At 71.4% G+C, this 22,414-nt stretch carries 14 protein-coding genes; 8 read left to right on the forward strand and 6 right to left on the reverse strand.

The annotated features are described in order from the left end of the window. Positions 1 to 36: 36 nt before the first annotated feature. Both ACFRCG_RS14710 and ACFRCG_RS14715 read right to left on the reverse strand, forming a co-directional pair. The gene (locus ACFRCG_RS14710; RefSeq protein ID WP_380031513.1) at positions 37 to 357 is read right to left on the reverse strand and encodes a hypothetical protein; all 321 of its coding nucleotides are present in this window, start codon (positions 355 to 357) and stop codon (positions 37 to 39) included. Between the two features lie 1,104 nt (positions 358 to 1,461). Continuing rightward, a complete protein-coding gene (locus tag ACFRCG_RS14715; protein WP_380031515.1) occupies positions 1,462 to 2,511 on the reverse strand; it encodes an ADP-ribosylglycohydrolase family protein in 1,050 nt (349 codons plus the stop codon). Between the two features lie 5,281 nt (positions 2,512 to 7,792). Here ACFRCG_RS14715 and ACFRCG_RS14720 point away from each other — a divergent pair. The 3 genes from ACFRCG_RS14720 to ACFRCG_RS14730 all read left to right on the forward strand — a co-directional run bounded on the left by ACFRCG_RS14720 (position 7,793) and on the right by ACFRCG_RS14730 (position 10,572). Continuing rightward, positions 7,793 to 8,311 (forward strand): DUF6643 family protein, encoded by a 519-nt coding sequence (locus tag ACFRCG_RS14720; protein ID WP_201260900.1) that lies wholly within the window; start codon positions 7,793 to 7,795, stop codon positions 8,309 to 8,311. A gap of 142 nt (positions 8,312 to 8,453) precedes the next feature. Continuing rightward, entirely contained in the window at positions 8,454 to 9,272 is an 819-nt protein-coding gene (locus tag ACFRCG_RS14725; protein WP_380031517.1) for an MOSC domain-containing protein, read from the forward strand. Positions 9,273 to 9,480: 208 nt separating this feature from the next. Continuing rightward, entirely contained in the window at positions 9,481 to 10,572 is a 1,092-nt protein-coding gene (locus tag ACFRCG_RS14730; protein WP_380031519.1) for an ABC transporter ATP-binding protein, read from the forward strand. 60 nt (positions 10,573 to 10,632) lie between these two features. Here the strand turns inward: ACFRCG_RS14730 and ACFRCG_RS14735 are convergent, their stop codons facing one another. Both ACFRCG_RS14735 and ACFRCG_RS14740 read right to left on the reverse strand, forming a co-directional pair. Further along, a complete protein-coding gene (locus tag ACFRCG_RS14735; protein ID WP_380031522.1) occupies positions 10,633 to 13,782 on the reverse strand; it encodes an AAA family ATPase in 3,150 nt (1,049 codons plus the stop codon). A gap of 621 nt (positions 13,783 to 14,403) precedes the next feature. After that, positions 14,404 to 15,384: an aldo/keto reductase gene (locus tag ACFRCG_RS14740; protein WP_380031524.1), complete on the reverse strand. Its 981-nt coding sequence runs from the start codon at positions 15,382 to 15,384 to the stop codon at positions 14,404 to 14,406. Between the two features lie 209 nt (positions 15,385 to 15,593). Here ACFRCG_RS14740 and ACFRCG_RS14745 point away from each other — a divergent pair, with 209 nt between their 5' ends. Next, positions 15,594 to 16,643, forward strand: coding sequence for an LLM class F420-dependent oxidoreductase (locus tag ACFRCG_RS14745; protein ID WP_380031525.1), 1,050 nt, complete (start codon positions 15,594 to 15,596; stop codon positions 16,641 to 16,643). A 137-nt stretch (positions 16,644 to 16,780) separates the two neighbouring features. Here the strand turns inward: ACFRCG_RS14745 and ACFRCG_RS14750 are convergent, their stop codons facing one another. Together ACFRCG_RS14750 and corA are read right to left on the reverse strand one after the other, a co-directional pair. Continuing rightward, positions 16,781 to 17,404 carry a hypothetical protein gene (locus tag ACFRCG_RS14750; RefSeq protein ID WP_379998438.1) on the reverse strand — a complete coding sequence of 208 codons (624 nt, stop codon included), beginning with the start codon at positions 17,402 to 17,404 and terminating at the stop codon, positions 16,781 to 16,783. Between the two features lie 261 nt (positions 17,405 to 17,665). Continuing rightward, positions 17,666 to 18,640, reverse strand: a complete 975-nt coding sequence (corA, locus tag ACFRCG_RS14755; protein WP_380031542.1) for a magnesium/cobalt transporter CorA — start codon at positions 18,638 to 18,640, stop codon at positions 17,666 to 17,668. A gap of 180 nt (positions 18,641 to 18,820) precedes the next feature. Here corA and ACFRCG_RS14760 point away from each other — a divergent pair, with 180 nt between their 5' ends. From ACFRCG_RS14760 to mshC, 4 genes are all read left to right on the forward strand, one after another. Next, positions 18,821 to 19,546, forward strand: a complete 726-nt coding sequence (locus ACFRCG_RS14760) for an MSMEG_4193 family putative phosphomutase (RefSeq protein ID WP_380031528.1) — start codon at positions 18,821 to 18,823, stop codon at positions 19,544 to 19,546. Positions 19,547 to 19,639: 93 nt separating this feature from the next. Next, on the forward strand, positions 19,640 to 20,209 hold the full coding sequence (locus ACFRCG_RS14765; RefSeq protein WP_078978035.1) for a DUF3090 domain-containing protein: 570 nt from the start codon (positions 19,640 to 19,642) through the stop codon (positions 20,207 to 20,209). Beyond that, positions 20,206 to 21,030, forward strand: a complete 825-nt coding sequence (locus ACFRCG_RS14770; protein ID WP_380031530.1) for an SCO1664 family protein — start codon at positions 20,206 to 20,208, stop codon at positions 21,028 to 21,030. The genes ACFRCG_RS14765 and ACFRCG_RS14770 overlap by 4 nt, the downstream gene beginning before the upstream one ends. A gap of 141 nt (positions 21,031 to 21,171) precedes the next feature. Further along, a complete protein-coding gene (gene mshC / locus ACFRCG_RS14775; RefSeq protein WP_380031532.1) occupies positions 21,172 to 22,398 on the forward strand; it encodes a cysteine--1-D-myo-inosityl 2-amino-2-deoxy-alpha-D-glucopyranoside ligase in 1,227 nt (408 codons plus the stop codon). Positions 22,399 to 22,414 lie beyond the last annotated feature (16 nt).

Consider the following 22,414-nt stretch of genomic DNA (forward strand, 5'->3'; position numbering starts at 1 on the left):
CAAGAAGCGGACAGGCCGGCTCACGAGAGCGCGCGGCTAGCCGTTTTCTCGGCCCGGCAGGGCAGCACCCTCCAGGAAGGCGTGATAGGTCTCGACGGCGTCCGGCTCGATTTCGGAGTTGGAGGGGCCGTAGCGGGTGTCGGTGCGGTCCCGCTTCGGCCCGGAGACCCAGAACTCCTCGTTGGTCTGCACGTCGTAGAAGTTCGCGTCGAACATCCCCGCTGCCCGGCGCAGTGTCCGGCCATGAAAGTACGCGGTGCTCCAGGTCTTCGAGAAGTCCACCCACCCGATCCACGAGGGTCCGCGGTCGGTGTTGTAGCCGGTCTTCAACTGCACGAACATCAGACGTCGAGGCATACGCTCAGAATCCAGCACAGGTCACACCCGCGACCAGCCATTTTGCGGGTCCTTACGCGCCACCGCCACCGCCGACAAGGGCTCGAACAGGTGGGAGCGGCCCGATGCGCTCGTTCACCCGGGGAGTGCTTCTTCGTTCGCAGCGCGGACAGAACTCCCGGCAAGCCGCATCGTTGCAGCTCAGCAGTACTCTCCGGCTATCCGATCAAGAACAGCACAAGCCCGTCGTGAAAGCCCGAGGTCAACCCACCACCACCACAGTCCACCCACCCCACCAAGCCCACAGCCCAACCACCCTTCAGGGCCCGCCCGTCCCCCACCGCCGCCAGCCACACCCCACCAGGGCAACCGCCATGCCCGAGCCCGTCCAACCAGCCACCACACCCCACGCACCACCAGCCCCAGCAACCAACCCACGCCGGCGAGGCCCCCTCTCAACGCAGCCGCCCCCGCCGAACCAGAAGCCCAGCCGCATCCCTCACCGGCAAGCACCACCCGCTGCCCGACGCCACCCCGCCAACTCCCCAAAAAAGCAGATGCCTTGGCGACGCAGCCGGACACGGCCAGGCCCACCCAGCCAGCCGGCCACCACACACCCGGCCCCGCGCCCAGCCACCACACCTTGGCCCCAGCCCAACCCACCAAAACCGCCCCGATCCTTCCGGAGGCAACACCGCACGACTCACCGCCAACGTCCACCGCGCCAACTACCCCAGCGCCCAAAGACCTTGGCGGGACACCCCCACGGACCCGGTTCGTCCAACCCGGCGCCCGCATCAGCCCCCACACGTCGCCCGCCGCCAACCCAAACGGCGGCCACCCACCAAGCGTCACCTCAGGAGGCAGTCCGGCACCGCCGACGGCCGACACCCACAACGCAACTACCCCAGCAGACACACCGACGCCTCCCCGGAGCAGTCGTCAGCAGTCGCCATAATCCAAATCGCCCAACGGGGACCCGCAGCCGGCCGCCACACCGCGCCCGGCCACAAAACCCGCGCACGAACGAACGAACCAACCAACCTGCCAACCAACCAACCGCCAACCAACCCGGTATCGACCAGGCCCCAGCCGCCCCAAGCCGCTCAGCCCGTGGTCCAAGCATCACCTCAGGGGCAACTCCGTACCGCTCACCGCAAGAGTGCGCCGCGCCAACTCCCGCAACGCGCAGGCAGCTTCCCCGGGCAACGCGGTCTCGACCCGAGTCGCCGCCTCCGCCGGCCATCCCGCCTCGGCGCCGTACAACACACCCGCGATCGAGCCCACCAGCGGCGCGATGGCATGAACATCCCACTCGTCGCGCACAGCCAGCCCAATCTGCCGAGCCGGGTCGGTGCCTCCCCACAACAACCCAGCCGCGATCAGCCCCGCGCTCGCCGATGCGTCGTGCCGATCATCGCTCCCGGACCCCGGCCCCACGTCGGCCACCACCTGATCCCAGGCCCACCCACGCGCATACGCAACCAACACGTCCCGAACCACCCGCGACACCCCCGACTCCACCGGAACGTGCCGCAACGAAACTCCCACCGCCTGCACCACATCCCGAGCCGTGAAGGCCGCCGCCGCAAGGGCGGCACACCACATAGCGGCGTACATCCCCTCCCCGGCATGCGACACCACCGCATCCTTCCGAGCCAACCGAGCCGCCCGCCGGGGATCCCCGGGTGCCACATAGCCGTACAGGTCGGCCCGCATCATCGCCTCACCCGATGCGCCCGACCCACTCCCGTCACCTGCCGTGGCCGGGGGCAACTCGCCCTCAAGCAGACGCAGAAACGCGGCCTGCTCCGCCCCAAAAGGCCGTAGGAACGGCATGGTAAGCAACCACAATCCGCCAACCTGCGCACTCGTGAACCCCGGCCCGTACAACTCCAAAACCCGCAGACTCAAAACCGCCCGATCCACCGCGTCACTGCGATCCTCGGCAAGCCCGGCACCCGATCCCCGCCTCGCTTCATGAACACCAAGGCATCGCCCGATCCATCCCCCGTGTATCCGATCGAACAACACGGCCCGAACCGGCGGCGGATCAATCCCCCCGGCCGGCGGCAGCAGCTCATCAACCAACGCACCCTTTTCCCGACTCAACCCGTCTCGCAACAATCCATCTCCCAAAAGCCATCGAGCCCCATCAACGCTCCCAGGAATCACACCCGGTCCAAAAGCTCTTGCCCAGAACGATCCATCCCGTAAGCATCTCGGGGCCAACGGTCTCCGGAGCGCCCATCTCAAGCCAAATCATCCTAGCCTCAATCATCTCAGCACCACTCATCTCAGCAGAACTAATATCCAGAGCACATAATTAAGCACCAATCATCTTGAAGTAAGCATCACGGAGTTAAACGCCTCGAAGCGTCCATCCCTGAGACCTATTTTGATAGCGACCATTTCGGACTAAATCATCTGATAACAAACCGTATCGGGCACGACGATCTCACAGTCATGCATTTTCGACGCCGACCGTTCGCCACTACTCAGACCGTCGCCGTGATCATCCCCCGCTAAATCACTCCCCGCAGACAAATTCGCCCTCATCATCTTCGACCGGCGCTCGCCTTTATCGGGTTACCTCACAGGCCCGCCATAAAATCACCACCCAAGCCGATCATCTCGGGAAAAGCAACCTCGCCCCAGGCCACCCGAAAGCCAACTTTCACGAATCCGATCGCCATCCTCGAACATCCCGAGGAGGCCTTGAATTTAACCTCTTGCTTCGAACCGGCCGACTTCGATACCCAATGCCCGGCCACCCCGTCTCCCAACGACGTAGCTGAGACACTTCACGTCTTCCGAAATGCCTTCTGCTTGTTGTCCTTTCACGCCGCTATTCTGGATTCGTCGTGGTCCCGCAGGGCTTCGAGCGGCATGTAATAGCTCACTCTTGAGAGAATTTGTCAGCGATTGCAAAAACCCTCAACGCAGCAGTCGATAACGACAGCAAGGCAAGGAAACCCCTCCCGGGCCGGAATTGAGACGACGCCGCCGACAAGTTTGGCTCCCGGCCGGGCCGTGGTGAAATCGCGGGCGGACCAGGTCGGGGACGCGCGGGTGCGCGTCGCCAGGCCGCGTGGGCCACGATCCTGCACGCTTACGCGGGATCACTTTCCGGAAGGTCAACGGCATCTCAGTCGCTCGGCGAAAACCGGCCGGGCAACGCGAGAGCGGGAAGGTGGTCCGGTCGGGTTTCCAGAGGTCTTCCCGAATGAGTCAGGTGTTTCCGGCGGCCGTTACGCCTGGGGTTGTGGGTGGCTGGTGCGGAGCTGGTCAGAGTCGGTGATGGGCCGCCGCCGGCGTGCGGGGCTCCAAGGCGCAGGGCTCCCGGCGAGACGGGCCTGTTGGTCGGCGAAAACCGGCTGGCAACGGCGGTGAGGTAGGGCGCTTTGGTCGAGTCCGCCGAGGGGCCTCCCAGAGTGGCTCGGGTGCATTCGGCGGGCGTTGCGCCGGTGGTTGGGGGTGGCTGGTGCGGGGCCGGTCCGAGTCGGTGAGGGGCCGCTGCCGGCGTGCAGGGCTCCAAGGCCCGAAGCTCCCGGCGCAACGAGCATGTCTCGGCGAAAACCAGCCGGCAGCAGCGGGGAAGGAGGGCACTCCGGTCGAGCCCGCCGGGGGTTTTGCCGTGTGAGCCGGGCCCTTTCGGCGGGCGTCGCGCTTATTGCTTCGGGCTGGCTGGTGCGGGGTTGGTCCGAGTCGGTGGTGGGCCGCCGCCGGCGTGCGGGCTCCATGACCCGAAGCTCCCGACGAGACGGGCCTGTTGCTCGGCGGAAAACCGGCCGGCAACGGCGGGCAGGGTGGCGGTCGGGTCGAGACCTTCGGGGTGCCCTTCCCAGGGAGTCGGCTGCTTTCGGCGGGCGTTGCGGCTTTGGTTGCGGGCCGGCTGGTGCGGGGTTGGTCTGAGTCGGTGGTGGGCCGCCGCCGGTGTGCGGGCTTGGGGGTGTGGGGTTTCGTCGGGGCGGGGGCCTGGGTCGGGGGAAAGGCGACCTGCGGCGGGTGGCCGGGGAGGGGGTCGGGTTGGGTTCCGCCGGGCTTGCGTTCCCGGGTGGGTCGGGTTTGTTTCGGCGTGCGTTGCGGCTTTGGTTGCGGGTGGCTGGTGCGGGGCTGGTCAGAGTCGATGGTGTGCCGCCGCCGGCGTGCGGGGCTCCGCGCCGTCGGCTCCCGACGAGGCGAGCGTGTTGGTCGGCGAAAACCGGTCGGCAGCGGTGGGCGGGGAGGGCGGCCCGGTCGAGTTCTCCGGAGGGCCTTCCCGGGTGGGTTGGGCAGGGCGTTTCGAGGTGCGGTGGGCTTGTGTGGGGGCGGGAGTTCACGAAACCGGACGGCGTGGAGTGCCGCAGTCTCGGCACGAGAGAAAACCGCAGGTCAGCGGGGAGGGAAGCTTTTTCGTGTGCTTCGGGATCCGGTTTCGGCTCCCACTGGGCACTTTCGGTTGGCTCGACGGCCTCTGCGAGATCGCAGCGCCCGAAGCCGACCCCGACCGGGCAGTTTCGGTCTCCACGGCGGTCTTGAGGAGGCCGGAGCGCACGAAACCGGCACTCGACGCCCGACTTTCCATCCCGACCCCACAAAACCGCAGGTCACCGAAGCCCGAAGCCCACAACCACCCACCGCGATCCGGTTTCGAACCCCAACTCCCCTCCAAACACCCCCGAAAACGTCCCAACCCAGCAGGAAGGGCTCCTCGGAGGACTCAACCCGACCGCCCTCCCGCTTCCGGCCGGTTTTCGCCGACCAACACGCTCGCCTCGTCGGGAGCCGACGGCGCGGAGCCCCGCACGCCGGCGGCGGCACACCATCGACTCTGACCAGCCCCGCACCAGCCACCCGCAACCAAAGCCGCAACGCACGCCGAAACAAACCCGACCCACCCGGGAACGCAAGCCCGGCGGAACCCAACCCGACCCCCTCCCCGGCCACCCGCCGCAGGTCGCCCTTCCCCCGACCCAGGCCCCCGCCCCGACGAAACCCCACACCCCAAGCCCCCACACCGGCAGCGGCCCACCACCGACTCAGACCAACCCCGCACCAGCCGGTCCCGCAACCACAAACGCAACCTCCGCCGAAAACACCCGGCCCACCCGGGAAGGCCACCCGAAAGACTCGACCCGGCCGCCCTCCCCACCCGCCGCTGCCGGCCGGTTTTTCGCCGTGCAACACGCTCGTATCGCCAGAAGCCGGAGCCTCGGAGCCCCGCACGCCGGCGGCGGCCCACCACCGACTCAGACCAACCCCGCACCAGCCACCCGCAACCAAAGACGCAACGCCCGCCGGAAGCACCCGACCCACCCGGGAAGGCCACCCGGAGGACCCCACCCGAGCGCCCTCCCTGCCCGCCGCTGCTGGCCGCTTTTTCGCCCACCAACGCGCCCGCCTCGCCGAAGACCGGCAGCCTCGGAGCCCCGCACGCCGGCGGCGGCCCACCACCGACTCTGACCGGCCCCGCACCAGCCACCCGCCACCAAAAGCGCAACGCCCGCCGAGAGCAGCCGACTCCCTGGGAAGGGCACCCCGAAGGTCTCGACCCGACCGCCACCCTGCCCGCCGTTGCCGGCCGGTTTTCCGCCGAGCAACAGGCCCGTCTCGTCGGGAGCTTCGGGTCATGGAGCCCGCACGCCGGCGGCGGCCCACCACCGACTCGGACCAACCCCGCACCAGCCAGCCCGAAGCAATAAGCGCGACGCCCCCGGAAACATCCGACCAACCGGGAAGGCCCCCGGGAAACCCGACCGGGCCCAAGCTCCGCACTCGACTCGGCGGTTCGCCCGGGCGGGCTGCGGTGCGTCGGGCGTCCGAAAGCAAGGGCCGAGCCCTGCGGTCGGCTTGGCGGTCTGCCGGGTCGGGCTGCGGTGCATCGCGGTGGGTGTCCAGGGGCGGGGTCCCAGCCTTGCGGTCGGCATGGTGCTGCCAGATCAGGCAGGCGCGGGCAGCCGTGGGCGGCCGTGGGCGTGGCCCGAGCCCCGTGATCGGGATCGAAGCCCGCCGGGTCGGGCGCGGCGGCGCATCGCAGTCGGTGTCCGCAGGCGAGGGCTCGAGCCCTGCCGTCGAGGTTGAGCCCGCCAGGTCCGGCGCAGCGGTGCGGCGGGCGGCCGAGGGTGAGGCCCGACCCCTGCGGTCGGCTGAGGGGGCCGCCGGGTCGGGAGGCGCGTCAAGCGTCCGAGGTGGGGCCGATGCCTGCGGTCGACTTGGGGGTCGGGCTGCGGCACATCGCAGCGAACGTCCCAGAGGAGGTCCAGGCCTGCGGTCGGCCTGAGGACCCGCCGAATGGAGCAGCAGCGGTGCATCCCCGCAGACGTCCGCAAGCAAGTCCCCAGCCCTGCGGTCGGCTTGGCGGTCTAGCGACGCCACTTCGCAGCGGACGTCCGCAAGAGAGGCCCGATTCCTGCGGTCGACCTGAGGGCCTGCCCGTCAGCGCGATGGGTGTCCAGGAGCGAGGCCCACGTCCTCCCGTCGAGGTTGGGGCCCACCAGGTCATGCGGCGGCGCGTCCCGGCCGACGTCCCCAAGCGAGGCCAAGTGCCTGCCGCCAAGGTTGGGGCCCGCCAGGTCACGCGGCTGCACCCCGCAGTTGGCCTCCGCAGGAGACGGCGAGGGCTGCCGTCGAGGTTGGGGCCGACCAGGTCACGCGGCGGCGCGTCCCGGCCGACGTCCCCAGGCGACCCCAGAAGCCTGCCGTCGAGGTTGGCCCCGCCAAGTCCGATACCGCCCGCCGGAGTTGGCGTCCGCAGGCGACGGCTGGGCCTGCCGTCGAGGTTGAAGCCCGCCGAGTCACGCGCCGGTGCCCCAGCCGACGTCCCCAGGCGAGGCCAAATACCTGCCGTCGACGTCGGGCCCCGCCAAGTCACGCAGCCGCGCCCCGCAGCCGCCGTCCCAGGGCGCGACCCGCGGCCTACCGTCAAGCGTCGGCCCCGCCAGGATCGGCCGCCGCGCCCCGCAACCCGCCCCGGAAGTGAGGCCGCATGCCTCCCGTCAGGGTCGGGCCCTGCCGGGTCCGGCAGCCGTACCCCGCACACGAAGCCGCATGCCTCCCGTCGCGACCAGGCCCCGCCAAACCGACCGCCGCACCCGCGCACGAAACCGCACCCGCACCCGCACCCGAAGCCGCATACCTCCCATCACGACCAAGCCCCGCCAAACCGACAACCGCACCCCCACCCGCCCCCGCACACAAAGCCGCATGCCTCCCGTCGCGGCGGCCAGGCCCTCCGGCTCGGCCCCCCCGTGCCCCGCGCCGCCTTCCCGACACGCCCGTTGGCTTGGTTGACGCCGGGTGTCGGGAGTTGCGGAAACGACCTAAATGTGACGCCCTATCACATCGCCCGCGCAGGTGGCGGAAGCACCCCGGCGCGGGCTGTTGGCAAGCCTTGACGAAGTTCAGACGCAACCCGCTGAAATTCGTCACGACCCAGGGGGTTCGCAAGCGCCGCGAATCGCGTACCTTATCGGCCATGACCTCGGCTCGCGCCTATGACGGCGGCATCTACTCGCCGTATTCGGAGACCCCGATCTACGACCGGCTGGTGGCCGAACGGGGCCGGCCGGAGATCGGCCCCTTCAACGTGCCCCTCCCGGACTTCGCCATGCACCCGCTCTTCGGCGAACGACCGGCGCTCCCCGCCCTCCCGGCGCTGCCCTCCTCGTACTCGTCGCCCGCGCCCGCGTACGGCTCGTCGACCCCGGGCTACGGCTACAACGCGCCCGCGCCGATGCCCGCGCTCCCCGCGCCGCTGCCGGTGCCCGCGCAGTACGGTGGCGCTCCGCAGTACGGGGGCGGTCAGTACAACAACGCGCCCATGTCGGGCTACGCGTCGATGGCCCCGGCCGCGCCGCAGGCTCCGCAGCCGGCCGTGCACCAGTCGCAGCCGGGTGCCGGGCAGTACGCCGCGCAGTACGTCCAGCCGCCGCAGGTGCCCGCGCCGCGTGTGCCGAACATGGGCGAGCCGGGCCAATTCCCGCCCCGTTACTGAGCGAACGCCGCCGAGCGCACGCCCGAACGAGGTCGAGTACCGAGAGTCGTCATACCCGTACGTCCCGCGTGGCCGTCCCCGAGCCGAAGCGCCGCGCCGAGCCGCCGTCGGCCCTCACGGGCCGGCGTGAAACAGTGAAGCCATGCACCACCGCCATCTCGCCTCCCTGCACCTGTACCCGATCAAGTCCGCCCGTGGCATCGACCTCTCCGAGGCCGTGGTCGAGCCGTGGGGCCTTGCCGGGGACCGGCGTTGGATGTTGGTGGACGCCACCGGACGGTTTCTCAGCCAGCGCAAGCAGCCCCTGCTCGCGACCGTGACGGTACGTCAGGAGGACGGCGGACGACTGGTCGTCCGGGCGCCCTCGATGGACGAACTCCGGGTCGAGCCGCCCGCCGAGGTCCGGCTCGTGCCGGTGACGGTCTGGAACGACGAGGTCGAGGCCGCCATGGGCCCGGACGACGCGCATACGTGGTTCGGGAAGTTGCTGGGCATCGACGTGCGGCTCGTCCACCTGGACGACCCGACCCGACGGTTGCCCGATCAGAGGTACGCGGACTCATCCGATCGAGTGAGCTTCGCGGACGGCTTTCCGCTGCTCCTGACCACGACGGGTTCACTCGAAGCGCTGAACGGTCTCGTCGAATCCCCGCTGCCGATGAACCGTTTCCGCCCCAACGTGGTCATCGACGAACCCGAGGCCTGGGCCGAGGACCACTGGCGTCGGATCCGGATCGGCGACGTCGTCTTCCGCGTGGTCAAGCCGTGTTCGCGCTGCGTCATCACCACCACCGACCAGTGGACCGGCGAACGCGGCCCCGAACCGCTCCGGACCCTGGGCAGGCACCGCCGCTTCGGTACGAAGCTGATCTTCGGCCAGAACCTGATCCCCGAACTCCCCGCCCACACCACCGGCATCCTCCACGTGGGTGACACCTTCGAAGTCCTCGAAACGGACTGACGGACCACGACGCGGCCGGCCCCGCGCGCACCGCGTCACACCACCCGCCCCACCCCGCCCCCGCCCCGCCACCCGGCGCACCGGCGTCACTCACGTGGGTGACATCGTCCGCGCGCCCCGACCCCACACCCCCGCTCCCTCGACACGCTGATACCCCCACTACCTAGGACCGTCCGGCACGTTCCCGCCGGGTGAGGGGCGCGACTCCATGGCTACCGTCACGTTCGACCGGGCCACCCGCCGGTACACCAAGGGCGACAGGCCCGCCGTCGACCAGCTCTCGCTCGAGATCGGCGACGGCGAATTCCTCGTCCTGGTCGGCCCGTCCGGCTCCGGGAAGAGCACCGCCCTGCGGATGCTCGCGGGCCTGGAGGACGTGAACTCGGGCGCGATCCGCATCGGCGACCGCGATGTCACCAACCTCGAACCCAAGGACCGCGACATCGCGATGGTGTTCCAGAACTACGCGCTCTACCCGCACATGTCGGTGGCCGAGAACATGGCCTTCGCGCTCAAGATCGCACATCGGCCGAAGGACGAGATCGCCCGACGCGTCACCGAGGCCGCGAAGATCCTCGACCTCACCGAATACCTCGACCGCAAGCCGAAGGCGCTCTCCGGCGGTCAGCGTCAACGCGTCGCGATGGGCCGCGCGATCGTCCGCGAACCGCGCGTATTCCTCATGGACGAGCCGCTGTCCAACCTCGACGCCAAGCTCCGCGTCCAGACCCGCATCCAAATCGCGGGCCTGCAACGGCGGTTGGGCACCACCACGGTCTACGTGACGCACGACCAGGTCGAGGCGATGACCATGGGCGACCGCGTCGCCGTACTCCGCGACGGCATCCTCCAACAGGTCGACACCCCGCGTCGGATGTACGAGCACCCGAACAACGTGTTCGTGGCCGGTTTCATCGGCTCGCCGTCGATGAACCTGATCGACACCGAACTGACCGAGGACGGCTTCCGGTTCGGCGACGTCCCGATCCCGCTCACCCGCGAGGCGCTGGAAACGGCCCGTGCCGAGAAGGCCGAGCGGATCACGATCGGCATCCGCCCCGAGCACTTGGAGGTCACCTCCGACGCCGACGGCCTGCCCGTCATGGTGGACGTGGTCGAGGAACTGGGCTCCGACGCCTACGTATACGGCACCGCCCGGGTAGACGGCTCGCCCGCGTCCCTGGTCGTCCGGGTGCCCGGCAACCGGGTTCCGCACAAGGGCGAGACGCTGCGGGTGGCCCCACGCGTCGACGAGATCCACAAGTTCTCGACGTCCACCGGCGAACGCCTCGCCGACTGAACTCCACGCCCGCGCGCACGCCCCCGCCCGGGCTCACCGAGCCCGGGCGCCGAGGGTCCCTCAGCCGGCCGCCTCCCCGAACGCCTGCCGCAGGTGGGTGGTTCGCTGCCGGCTCGGGTCGGCGGCCACCGCGGCGGCGAGGGCCGGACCGGCCGCGTGCACGATCGAGACGTGGCGCTCGCCTCGCGTGACGAGCGTGTACATCAGGGCCCTGGTGTAGGCGTCGGCGCCCTCGGCCGGTAGTACGACCACCGCGGCCGGGCGCCGCACGCCCAGGGATTGGCGGGCCGTCAAGGCCCAGCCGTGACGAAGCTCCGTCGGAGGTACGGCCTCCGGCGCGGCCGTCCCGAAGACCACGACCGCCCGACCGTCGGGCAAAAGTTCGCGCACCGTCCCCTGGACCACCCCGCAACTCGGGTCGATCGTGGCCCGGATCACCCGGTCGCCGACGTCGATGGCGCCCGGCGTCGGCGAACTCCCGCCGCCGGTACCCGGGTTGAGCCGCGCCTTCAGGGCGGCGTTGAGCGCGTTCGCGCCGGCGGGCCCCGTGGCCAGGGGAGCGACGACCAGCACGTCCCGCGCCGCGATGCCGATCGCCCTCGGAATCGAGTCGACCATCAACTGGGCGCAGCGATGGACGGCTTCCTCGCCGGTGCGGGCGGGGATCAGTACGACGCGGCGCTCGGGATCGCGAATCGGTGGCAGCCGGCCGTCCCGGATGCCGTCCGCGAGTGCTTCGAGGGGTCCGTCCGGGACATTCGGCGCGACCAGCGCACGGATCGCGCCGGTGGCGGCCAAGTCGGTGAACACCCGTCCCGGACCGGTCGATTCGAGGCCGGCCGGGTCGCCGGCCAGCAGGAGCCTGGCGCCGTCGGGGACCGCCTCGAAGATCGCCGCCGCGGCCGTGACGTCGAGCAGGGTCGCGTCCGTGACGACGAGGAGGTCGAGTTCGAGAGTGCCGTCCGGGCCACGTTCCATCGCGGCCAACTCGCGCAGACCGACCGCACCGGCGCCGAGGCGATCCCGACCGTCGGTGGTCGGGGCGACCATGGCGACCCGACGTCCGGCCGCACGAACCTTCGCGACGACGGCCGAAATCGCGGCGGGCGGCTCCTCACCGGGACCGGCCGCGTAGAGCACGACGCCGGTCGAGGCCAGCGCACGATCGAGCTTGCCGTCGCCGAACTCCGGCCAGGGATCGACCGTCGACATCAGCCGCACGACCGCTTCGGCGATGGCCTCCTCGGCGAGGGCGTAGTCGTCCAGGGCGAGCAGCACACCACCGACGGCGGCGAGTTCGTCGGGCTCCTCGAAGTCGGCGGCGAAGTCCGCCTCGAAGTCCCCGTCGCCGTCGTCCGTTTCGTCGAAGTCGCCGTCCTCCCCGCCACCCGCCTCGGCGGAGGCGGCCGGTACGGCGGCGAAAGCCATCACCCGGCCCTCGGCCAATATGGCGCGCAACGCGGTGTCGGGCTCACCCACCTCGAAGTGCCCGAGCGCCGCCCGAACGGCATCGGCCTCGATCGCGGTATCCCCCTGGCGAGCGGCCCGGCGAAGCAGCCACAGCACAATCGCCCGCACCCGCCGAGGATCGTCGGCGGCCCAGGCGACACCCAACGCCCCGCGCGCGAACAGGTCGGCCTGCTGCGGCGCGATCCCCGCCACGCCGAGCAACGCCCACGGATCACCCGCCAACAACTCCGCCGCCTCACCCCCCAGTGCGGCGACCACCTGGGGAGCCATCCCCTCGGGAGCCCCGGCGGCCCCCAGCAGCCGGGCAACATCGGCAACCACAACAGCGAATGGCCGCCGCTCCACCTCCCCCACCTCCGGGTCGGAGGCACCGCCACCACCGGGCCGCCCCCAGGCCCCCGGCTCACGCCCACCACCCTCGGCAACGCCCGGCCGCCGAGGCGTACCGCTCTCGCCCGCCAACGGGGACCTGCCGCCGTCACCACCGGAAGCGAGGGCACCACCGCCCCGCACGGGGCCCGGCCCATCGCCGTCGCCATCCGGAGCAGCGACAACATCGTTCTCGGCGTCCACGCCGGGGGAAGCGTCCTCGGTACCGACGTCGACGGCCTCCACGGCGTCGGCGCCGCGCGCAGCCTCCGCATGAAGTGACGTCGCCTCCGCTGCCCGATCCCGGTCGGCGCGCTCGGCGCCCTCGTCGGCGGGCCGGGGCGTCGCGGCCGCCGCGTCGGCGGCGGTCGGCGGTCGGACCGCGCTCTCATCGGCCGCGCGTGGGGCGTCGCCGCTGCCGGCCCGGTTGGTCGGGCCGCCCACCGGCTCCGACGGCTGAGGGGCGAGAGCGGTGCCGTCGGGGGTGTCGGCCTCCGTACCCTCGTCAACCGGCTCGGTCGTGGCGACGTCGCCGGTGGCCGGGCTCGGCGACGCGTCGACAGGGGCCGGTCCGTCCGATTCGACGGCGGCGCCCTCGTTGTCCGGCTCCGGCGGGAGGTCCAGATCATGGATGCGCCGAGGGGCACGCCGGGTGCCCCGATGAGGCGGCGCTTCCTCACCGGCCTCGGCCTCTCGATGGGGCAGCGCTTCGTCGCCGGCCTCCGGCTCCCCACGAGGCGGCGCTTCGTCGCCGGCCCCGGGCTCTCGGTGGGACCGTGCCTCGGCACCCGCTTCCGGCTCTCGATGAGGCGCTGCCTCGTCACCGGCCTCGTCATCTCGACGAGACGGCGCGTCATCGCCGACCTCGACCTCTCGGCGGGCCTCTTCGTCCGTCGACGAGGAAGAGGAAGAGGAAGCAGGTGCCGGATCCTCCCCAGCGGCAGAGTCGGCCGAAGCCCCCTCGCCCCTGGCCGCTTCGCCCCTGGCCTTCTCGGCGGCGGCCTTCGCTTCGGCCTCCGCGGCGGCAATCGCGGCGGCCTCGGCGGCTTCCGCGGCCACCGTCGTACGGCGGCGGGCGCGCTCGGCGTGGGTCGGGTCGGCGGTCTCGATATGCGCCACGCCGCCGACGACCTCGGGGGCCTCGCCGCGAGCCAACCTCGCGAGTTGGTCGCGGAGGAGGGCCACCGGGTCGGCCTTCGGCCGGCTGTCCCGGGCGTCCGACGGTTCGGGCTCCGGATCCGACGGCGCGTGCTCGGAGCCGGCCCGGGTCTCCGTGGCCCCGGGACCGGCCCCGGTCCGACGCTCGGTCACATCCTCCGGATCGGCTCCCGCACCGCCGCCGTTCACGCCGCCCACACTCACGTCAGCCACACCCGACCCACATCGTCCGCTCGAACACCCCGACACACACCGGCCGCGCCGGTGTCACCGACCCTCGCCGGAATCGATGGTCCCAAACTGCCGTACCCGGCCGTCCGACACCTTCCGCCGCACCGCAGCCGCCCCCGTCGACCCACCCCATCCAGCGAAACCCCCGACCCGCGCACCCCCGAACACCGACCTCACCCCGACCAACGGCGACCAACGCAGACCCGACCATCCGTCCCGACGTCCCGCCGACCGCACGCTCCACACCCAACCAACCAGGACCGACCGACAAGACGCCCATCGGCCGCCGGGGCGTCGGAGCCCGGATGACACCCTGGGCGACACGCGCGTCACCGAGGGCAGCCTCGATCACATGCGGGGATGTCGCACGGCTACGACACCCGGCCGGCTCCCGACGCGGTACGTCGACCTCTTCGACACGCCGGAGTGGGTGGAACCCCCGCCGATCGGCAAGCAGGCGCCACGCCACACCCCGACCGGGCAGACCCCGTCTGCGAAAACATCCCGACTCGCATCACCGGCGGCTCCGTACCGACCGACCAGGCCCCGGAGTTCGTTCCTCCGGCCGACCAGCCCGAGCCGATCGGATCACCGACACCCCGCCTAAGCCTGGCTCCACGAATCGTCCGGGTAACCCGTCATCGGCTGGGAGACGTCCTCCAACGCGTTCCGGATCTCGGTCGGAAGCGTCACGGACTCCGCCGCCAACGACGCCCGGAGCTGGCCGGCGTTGCGGGCGCCCACGATCGGCGCGACCACGCCCGGCCGGTCGCGGACCCAGGCCAGGGCCACCTCGATCGGGGCCGCGCCCAGGCCGTCGGCGGCGGTGGCCAGGGCGTCGACGATGCGGCGGGAGTGGTCGTCCAGGTACGGGGCGACGAAGGGGCCCATGTGGGCGGAGGCGCCCCGGGAGTCGGCCGGCATGGCGTGGCGATACTTCCCCGTCAGCACCCCGCGCCCCAGCGGCGACCACGGGAGCAGGCCGACGCCCAGGTCGAGGGCCGCCGGCAGGACCTCGCGCTCGATGCCGCGTTGCAGCAGCGAGTACTCCACCTGCGTGCTGGCCACGACCACCCGGCCGGGGGCCGCCGACTGCCACGTGGCCGCCTTCGCCAGTTGCCAGCCGGAGAAGTTGGACACCCCGACGTACCTGGCCCGCCCGCTGGTGACCGCCAGGTCGAGCGCGTGCAGGGTCTCCTCCAGCGGCGTCGACGGATCGTACGCGTGCAACTGCCACAGGTCGACATGGTCCGTGCCGAGGCGGGCCAGCGAGTGGTCGAGCGCCTGGAGCAGGTGGCCGCGCGACCCGTCGAAGCGACGCTCGCTGTACGGAACGCTCGCGGCCTTGGTCGCGATCACCACCTCCGAGCGCGGGATGTACCCGTCGAGGAGGCGGCCGATCATGTACTCGGCCTCACCGTCGGCGTATACGTCGGCGGTGTCCACGAGGTTCCCGCCGGCGTCCATGTACGCCTTCATCTGGTCGGCCGCGTCGTGCTCGTCGGTGTCTCGTCCCCATGTCATGGTGCCCAGCCCCATGCGGGAGACCCGCAGGCCGGTGCGGCCGAGATGTCGCTGCTCCATGGCACCGGAGACTAGCCGTTCCCTCCCCCGCGCCGCCGTTGGCGGGGCCGTTCGGCGGTATGCCGGCGAGACAGGTTACCGACGGGTAGGTCACGCGGTAGGGTCGGCCGAGGCGACAGGCAGCGCCAACCAGTCGGACGAACGCCGGACGAACGCCGTCCCGGCGTGAGACGGACGTCGGACAGACGTCGAACAGGGGGTCCGCGGAGATGCGACTCGGAATCAACCTCGGCTACTTCGGCGCCGGCAACGACGCCGACAATCTGGCGGTCGCCCAGGAGGCCGACCGGCTCGGCTACGCGGTCTGCTGGGCCGCGGAGGCCTACGGCTCGGACGCGGCCACCGTGCTGTCCTGGGTCGCGGCGCAGACCACCCGGATCGACGTCGGCTCGGCGATCTTCCAGATCCCGGCCCGGACGCCGACCATGACCGCGATGACCGCCGCGACGCTCGACGTGCTCTCCGGCGGCCGGTTCCGGCTCGGCCTGGGCGTGTCCGGGCCGCAGGTGTCCGAGGGCTGGTACGGGGTCAAGTTCGACAAGCCGCTCGCCCGCACCCGCGAGTACGTCGAGGTGATCCGCAAGGCGATGCGCCGCGAGCGGGTCACCCACGAGGGCGCCAACTGGACGCTGCCGCTGCCCGGCGGCCCGGGCAAGCCGCTCAAGCTCACCGTGCACCCCGTTCGCGAGCACATCCCGCTCTACATCGCCGCCGTGGGCCCGAAGAACCTGGAGCTGACCGGCGAGATCGCCGACGGCTGGCTGGGCGTCTTCCACGCCCCGGAGCACGCCGAGGAATCGCTCGTACACATCCGCGCCGGCCGCGAGAAGGCCGGCCTGGCGATGACCGACTTCGACGTCGTGCCGACCGTCCCGCTCGTGGTCGGCGACGACCCTCGGCAGGCGGCCGACCAGGTGCGCGGCTACGCCGCGTTGTACGTCGGCGGGATGGGCAGCCGGGACCAGAACTTCTACAACCGGCTCGCGGTCCGCATGGGCTACGAGGCCGAGGCCAAGGAGATCCAGGACAGGTTCCTGGCGAAGGACTACGCCGGCGCGGGCGCGGCCGTCCCGTACGACTTCATCGACAAGACCAGCCTGCTCGGCGGCCGGGAGCGGATCGCGGAGCGTATGCAGGCCTACGCCGAGACCGGCGTGACCACCCTGACCATCGCGCCCAACGGCAGCACCCTCGACGAACGGGTGGCGGCGCTGCGCCTGGCCGCCGAGGCGCTGGACCTCTCCGGCACCGGCTCCTGACCCGAGCCACCGGCTCCCGCCCGACGGCGGGCCCGACACACCTCGGGCCCGCCGCACGTCCGATCACGCCGCGCCCGAAACACCGGGAGCACCCGAAACGCCGGAGGCACCGGAAGCACCCACCCGCACCGACACCCTCAGCGCGGCCCCGGCACCCGCGCCGCGATCACCTCGGCGAACTCCAACAGCCGGCGAATCTGCCCCGGCCCGCCGTCCTCCAACGACTTGCTGAACCGGTACGCCTCCTGCCGGAAGCGCCCTGTCGACGCGCCGTCCTCCCCGCGCACCGTCGCCACCTCCTGCAGCGTCGGCGTGGCCAGGAACACGAACGCGCCGCGCAGTTGCCGCCGTCCGTCGTTGTCGGTGCCCACCAGGGTGCGTATCCCGACGTGCGACACCGAGCCGAGCGGAATCACCTGCACGGAGGAATCCAGCACCGTGCCGCCGGGCGCGGACGGGTCGGTCATGTCCTCGCTGTGCCACAACACCAGGCGCCGGTCGTCGCAGACCGCCGCCTCCTGCCAGACCGAGGTGCCGTTCGCGTTGATGTCCACGACCCGTTCGAGCGTGAAGCCGCGCACCGGACGGCGCCCCAGCACCGAGCCCAGGGCCTCCATCGCCACGTCCGGGTGCAGCAGGTAGGACCGCACCGCGTCCTCCAGCTGGGTGTGCGCGGACCAGTCGGCCCCGGCGGCTCCGGCCCCCGGAACCTGGGCCGGGCGCGTCCCCGATGTGCGCTGCCTGCCCGACTTGCCGAACATCCCCACCTGCTTCCGCCGCGTCTGTACAAGCAGAAGCCTACGAGAGTCCGGCGTGGGCGGTGCCGGCGTCCACCGCTTGATCGCTCACGGAACGAAATCAGGCCGCGGCGGGGGAGTCCAGTGCATCCCCGCCACGGCCGGTACCGAGTTCAACGACCACAGCCGACAAAGGACACGCCCGCGGGACCGCAGCCCCGGACGCGCCGGCCACCGAAACCGGCACGGCGGCGGCCGAACACGGAGCCGGCACAGCCCCCACGACTACAACCACCCGCTCCGCCGGAACATGCGATGCAACCCCACGCACGACAGCACCATCAGCGCCACCGCCCCCGGATACCCCCACACCGACTTCAGCTCCGGCATGTGCTCGAAGTTCATCCCGTACACGCCCGCGATCATCGTCGGCACCGCGAAGATCGCCGCCCACGCGGAGATCTTGCGCATGTCCTCGTTCTGCCGCACGCCCACCTGCGCGAGGTGCGCGCCCAGGACGTCCGACAACAACCGGTCGAACGACTCGATCTGTTCGGTGACCCTGGTCACGTGGTCGGCCACGTCCCGGAAGAACGGCCGGGTGTCGGCCGGGACGAAGGCGATCTCGGACGTTGCCAGCCGCCGTATCGGCTCGATCAGCGGCAGCGCGGCGCGGCGGCACTCCAGGACCTCGCGCTTGAGCAGGTAGATCCGCTCGGCGTCGTTCTCCCGGCTCGGCGAGAAGACCCGCGCCTCCAGCTCCTCCAGGTCGGTCTCCAGCTCGCCGGCGATGGCGAGATAGGCGTCCACGACCGCGTCGGCGACCGCGTACATCACCGCGCCGGGGCCGTGCTTGAGCAGCTTGGGCTGCTTCTCCACCCGGCGGCGCACCGACTTCAGCTCCGCGCCGGGACCGTGCCGGACGGTCACCACGAACGAGTCGCCGATGAACATCATCAGCTCGCCGGTCTCCACGGACGACGTCTCGTCGTAGTAGTGCAGCGTCTTCAGGACCAGGAAGATCGAGTCGTCGTAGGTCTCCAGCTTGGGCCGCTGGTGCGCGTGCAACGCGTCCTCGACCGCCAGCGGGTGCAGCCCGAACTCGCTCGTGACCAGGTCGAACTCGCTCGGCGTCGGCTCGTGCAGCCCGATCCACAGGAACGAGTCACCGACCCGCCGAGCCTCGTCCAGCGCGTCGGAGAAGTCGGAGGGTCCCTCGGTCCGGCGGCCGTTCGTGTAGATGGCGCAGTCGACGATCACCCGGCCAGTTTGCCGGCTCACGCGCCCGACCGACCCGGCCCGACCCACCACCGCACCTCCCCCACGCACGCCCCACCCACACCCCGGCCGCGCCCCACTCACACCCCGCCCACGCTCCACCCACCCCTCACGCGCGCCTCGCGCACGGCGCCCGCACCACGCCGACATAGGCTTGACCCCATGACGACGGTGCTCTTTGTTCGGCACGGACGGACCACGGCCAACTCCTCCGGAGTCCTCGCCGGTTGGACGCCGGGGGTGTTCCTGGACGCTCGGGGCGAGGAACAGGCCGCCGCGCTGGCGGCGCGGATCGCCGAGGTGCCGCTCGCGGCGGTGGTGACCAGCCCGCTGGAGCGTTGCCGGCAGACCTCGGAGGCGGTGCTGACGGCCCGGCTCGGGACCAAGTTCGCGCTCGACGCGGGCGCGCAGGTCGACGAGCGGGTCGGCGAGTGCCGCTACGGCGACTGGACCGGGCAGGAGCTGAAGAAGCTCGCCGAGGACCCGCTGTGGCAGACCGTGCAGACACACCCGAGCGCGGTCACCTTCCCCGGCCCGGGCGGCGAGGCGCTGCGGACCACCCAGGCCCGCGCGGTGGACGCGGTCCGCGACTGGAACGAGCGCATCGCCGCCGAGCACGGACCCGACGCGATGTACCTGGTCTGCTCGCACGGCGACGTGATCAAGGCGCTGGTCGCGGACGCGCTCGGGATGCACCTGGACCTGTTCCAGCGGATCCAGGTGGATCCGTGCTCGCTCACGGTGATCACGTACGGTACCCACCGGCCGTCCGTCGGCCGCCTCAACGACACCGGCGGCTCGGTGGCCGGCCTGCTGCCGCCGCCCGACGGACGGCACGGGCCGGCGTCCGGCGACGCGGTGGTGGGCGGCGGAGCCGGCGCGCCGTAGGGTTCTTCGGAGGGCGCGCTCCCCCCGCACGCCCTGGCCGACCGACCCGATCGACCACCCCGTCCAGCTCTCGACAGAAACACGGAGCAGATCGTGCCCCGCCAGGTCTTCCTGTACGACCCCCCGGACCGTTTCGTCGCCGGCACCGTGGGTGAACCCGGCCAGCGAACCTTCTTCCTCCAGGCCTCCGCCGCCGGCCGCGTGACGAGCGTCGCGCTGGAGAAGACCCAGGTGTCCGTCCTGGCCGAACGTGTCGACGAACTCCTCGACGAGTTGGTGCGCCGCACCGGGGGCGAGACCGCCGTACCGGCCGTGACGCCGGCCGAACTGGAGGACTCCGGACCGCTGTTGCCGCCGATCCTGGAGGAGTTCCGGGTCGGCACGATGGCCCTCGCGTGGGACGCCGACGACGAACGCCTCGTGGTCGAGGCGCAGGCCCAGGTCCCCGACGACGACTCCCCCGAGGACACCCTGCTCGGCGATGACGACGACGAGGACGGCCCGCCGCTGCTCCGGGTGCGGCTCACCGGCGGTCAGGCCCGGGCGTTCGCGAAGCGCGCGCTGCTCGTGGTCGCGGCCGGGCGGCCGGCGTGTCCGTTCTGCGGGCTGCCGATGGACGCCGAGGGCCACATCTGCCCGCGCGCCAACGGGTACCGGCGTTGACCGACACGGTCCTGGACGCCGCCGCCGTCCCGGAGCTGTTGCGCCGGGGTGAGCTGACGGTGCGGGCGCGCCTGGAGGACGCCTCCAACGCCACGCTGTACTGCGTCGCGACGCTCGACGGCGTGTCGCTGCCGTGCGTGTGGAAGCCGGTCGCGGGCGAGCGTCCGCTGTGGGACTTCCCCGACGGCACGCTCGCGGGGCGCGAGGTGGCGGCGTACGAGGTGTCCCAGGCGCTGGGCTGGGACATCGTGCCGACCACGGTGTTCCGCGAGGGCCCGTACGGCGCGGGCATGTGCCAGTTGTGGATCGACCACAAGCGGGCCGACGACGAGCCCGAGCCGGTCGCGATCCTGCCGGCGGTCGACCCCGGACCGGCGTGGAAGCCGATCGCGCACGTGGTCGTCCCCGACGACCAGGGCAAGGAGCAGCCCGCGCTGCTCGTGCACGCCGCCGGTGACGCGCTCCGGCGCATCGCCGTGTTCGACGCGGTGATCAACAACGCCGACCGCAAGGGCGGCCACCTCCTGCCCGGCCCGGCCGGCCACGTGTACGGGATCGATCACGGCATCTGCTTCCACGTCGAGGACAAACTCCGCACCCTCCTGTGGGGTTGGGCGGGCGAGCCGCTGCCGGCCTCCGCGCGCGCCGCGCTGACCTCGCTGGCCGAGGAGTTGCACGGCGCGCTGGGCGTGCGGCTGGGCGAGCTGATTACGCCGGACGAGGTCGAGGCCACCCGCGAACGGGTGAGAGTTCTGCTCGCCGAGGGCCGGCTGCCGAAGCCGGACGGCCGCCGGCACGTGATTCCGTGGCCGCCGATCTGACTCGACATGAAATGCACGAGTCGACCGGGCCTTCCGGACCGACGGTGCCGGCCGGCGCGCCCCGGGCGCGGGTAAAGACGCGGAAATTCGTCTGCCAACCCTGGAAGATCTTCACCCCCCGCGGACGTTAGGCTCATACGTATGTATGCCTGGCCTGCACCCGAGCTCCCCGTTCTCCCTGGTCAGGGTGCGTCCCTGCGCGTGCACGACAGTTCCGTGCACGAGCTGGTGGCGGTCACCCCGGGACCGGTCGCGCGGTTGTACGTGTGCGGCATCACGCCGTACGACGCGACCCACATGGGCCACGCGGCCACGTATGTCGCCTTCGACCTGCTCCAGCGGGTCTGGCGGGACGCCGGCCACACCGTGGACTACGTGCAGAACGTCACCGACGTGGACGACCCCCTCCTGGAGCGGGCCGTGCGCGACGGCGTCGACTGGGTCGAGTTGGCGGAGCGCGAGACCGCGCTGTTCCGCGAGGACATGGCGTCGCTGCGGGTGCTCCCGCCGGCGAACTACATCGGCGTGGTCGAGGCGATCCCGCTGATCGTGCCGCTGATCGAGGACCTGCTCGCCAAGGAGGCGGCCTACTCGGTCGACGGCGACATCTACTTCTCGATCGTGTCGGACGAGCGCTTCGGCGGCGTGTCCGGATACACCGCCGCCCGGATGCTGGAGATCTTCGGAGAGCGCGGCGGCGACCCCGAGCGGATCGGCAAGAAGGACCCGCTCGACCCGCTGCTCTGGCGTGCGGCGCGGCCGGGCGAGCCGTCCTGGGACGCGTCGTTCGGCGCGGGGCGCCCCGGTTGGCACATCGAGTGTGTGGCGATCGCGCTGAAGTACCTGGGCATGGGCTTCGACGTCCAGGGCGGCGGCAGCGACCTGGTCTTCCCGCATCACGAGATGGGCGCCTCGCACGCGCACGTGGTCACCGGCGAGGTGCCGTACGCGAAGGCGTACGTGCACGCGGGCATGGTCGCGCTGGACGGCGAGAAGATGTCCAAGTCGCGCGGCAACCTGGTGTTCGTCTCCAAGCTGCGCCGCGAGGGCGTGGACCCGATGGCGATCCGCCTGGCCCTGCTGGCCCATCACTACCGCAGCGACTGGGAGTGGACCGACACGGTCCTCGCCGAGGCCGAGGCACGGCTGGCCACGTGGCGCGCGGCGGTCGGCCGTCCCGACGGGCCGGACACCACCGAACTGCTCGCCGCGATCCGCGAACGGATGGCCGACGACCTGGACGCCCCGGGCGCGCTGGCCGCGATGGACGCCTGGGCGGCGCGGCAACTCGCCGACGGCGGCGAGGACATGTCCGCCCCGGGCGTGGCCTCGCGGGCGCTGGACGCGATCCTCGGCGTGGCCCTGTAACCGCTGTCTCTTATAC

The sequence above is a fragment of the Embleya sp. NPDC056575 genome, assembly GCF_042793325.1.
Classification (GTDB): Bacteria; Actinomycetota; Actinomycetes; order Streptomycetales; family Streptomycetaceae; genus Embleya.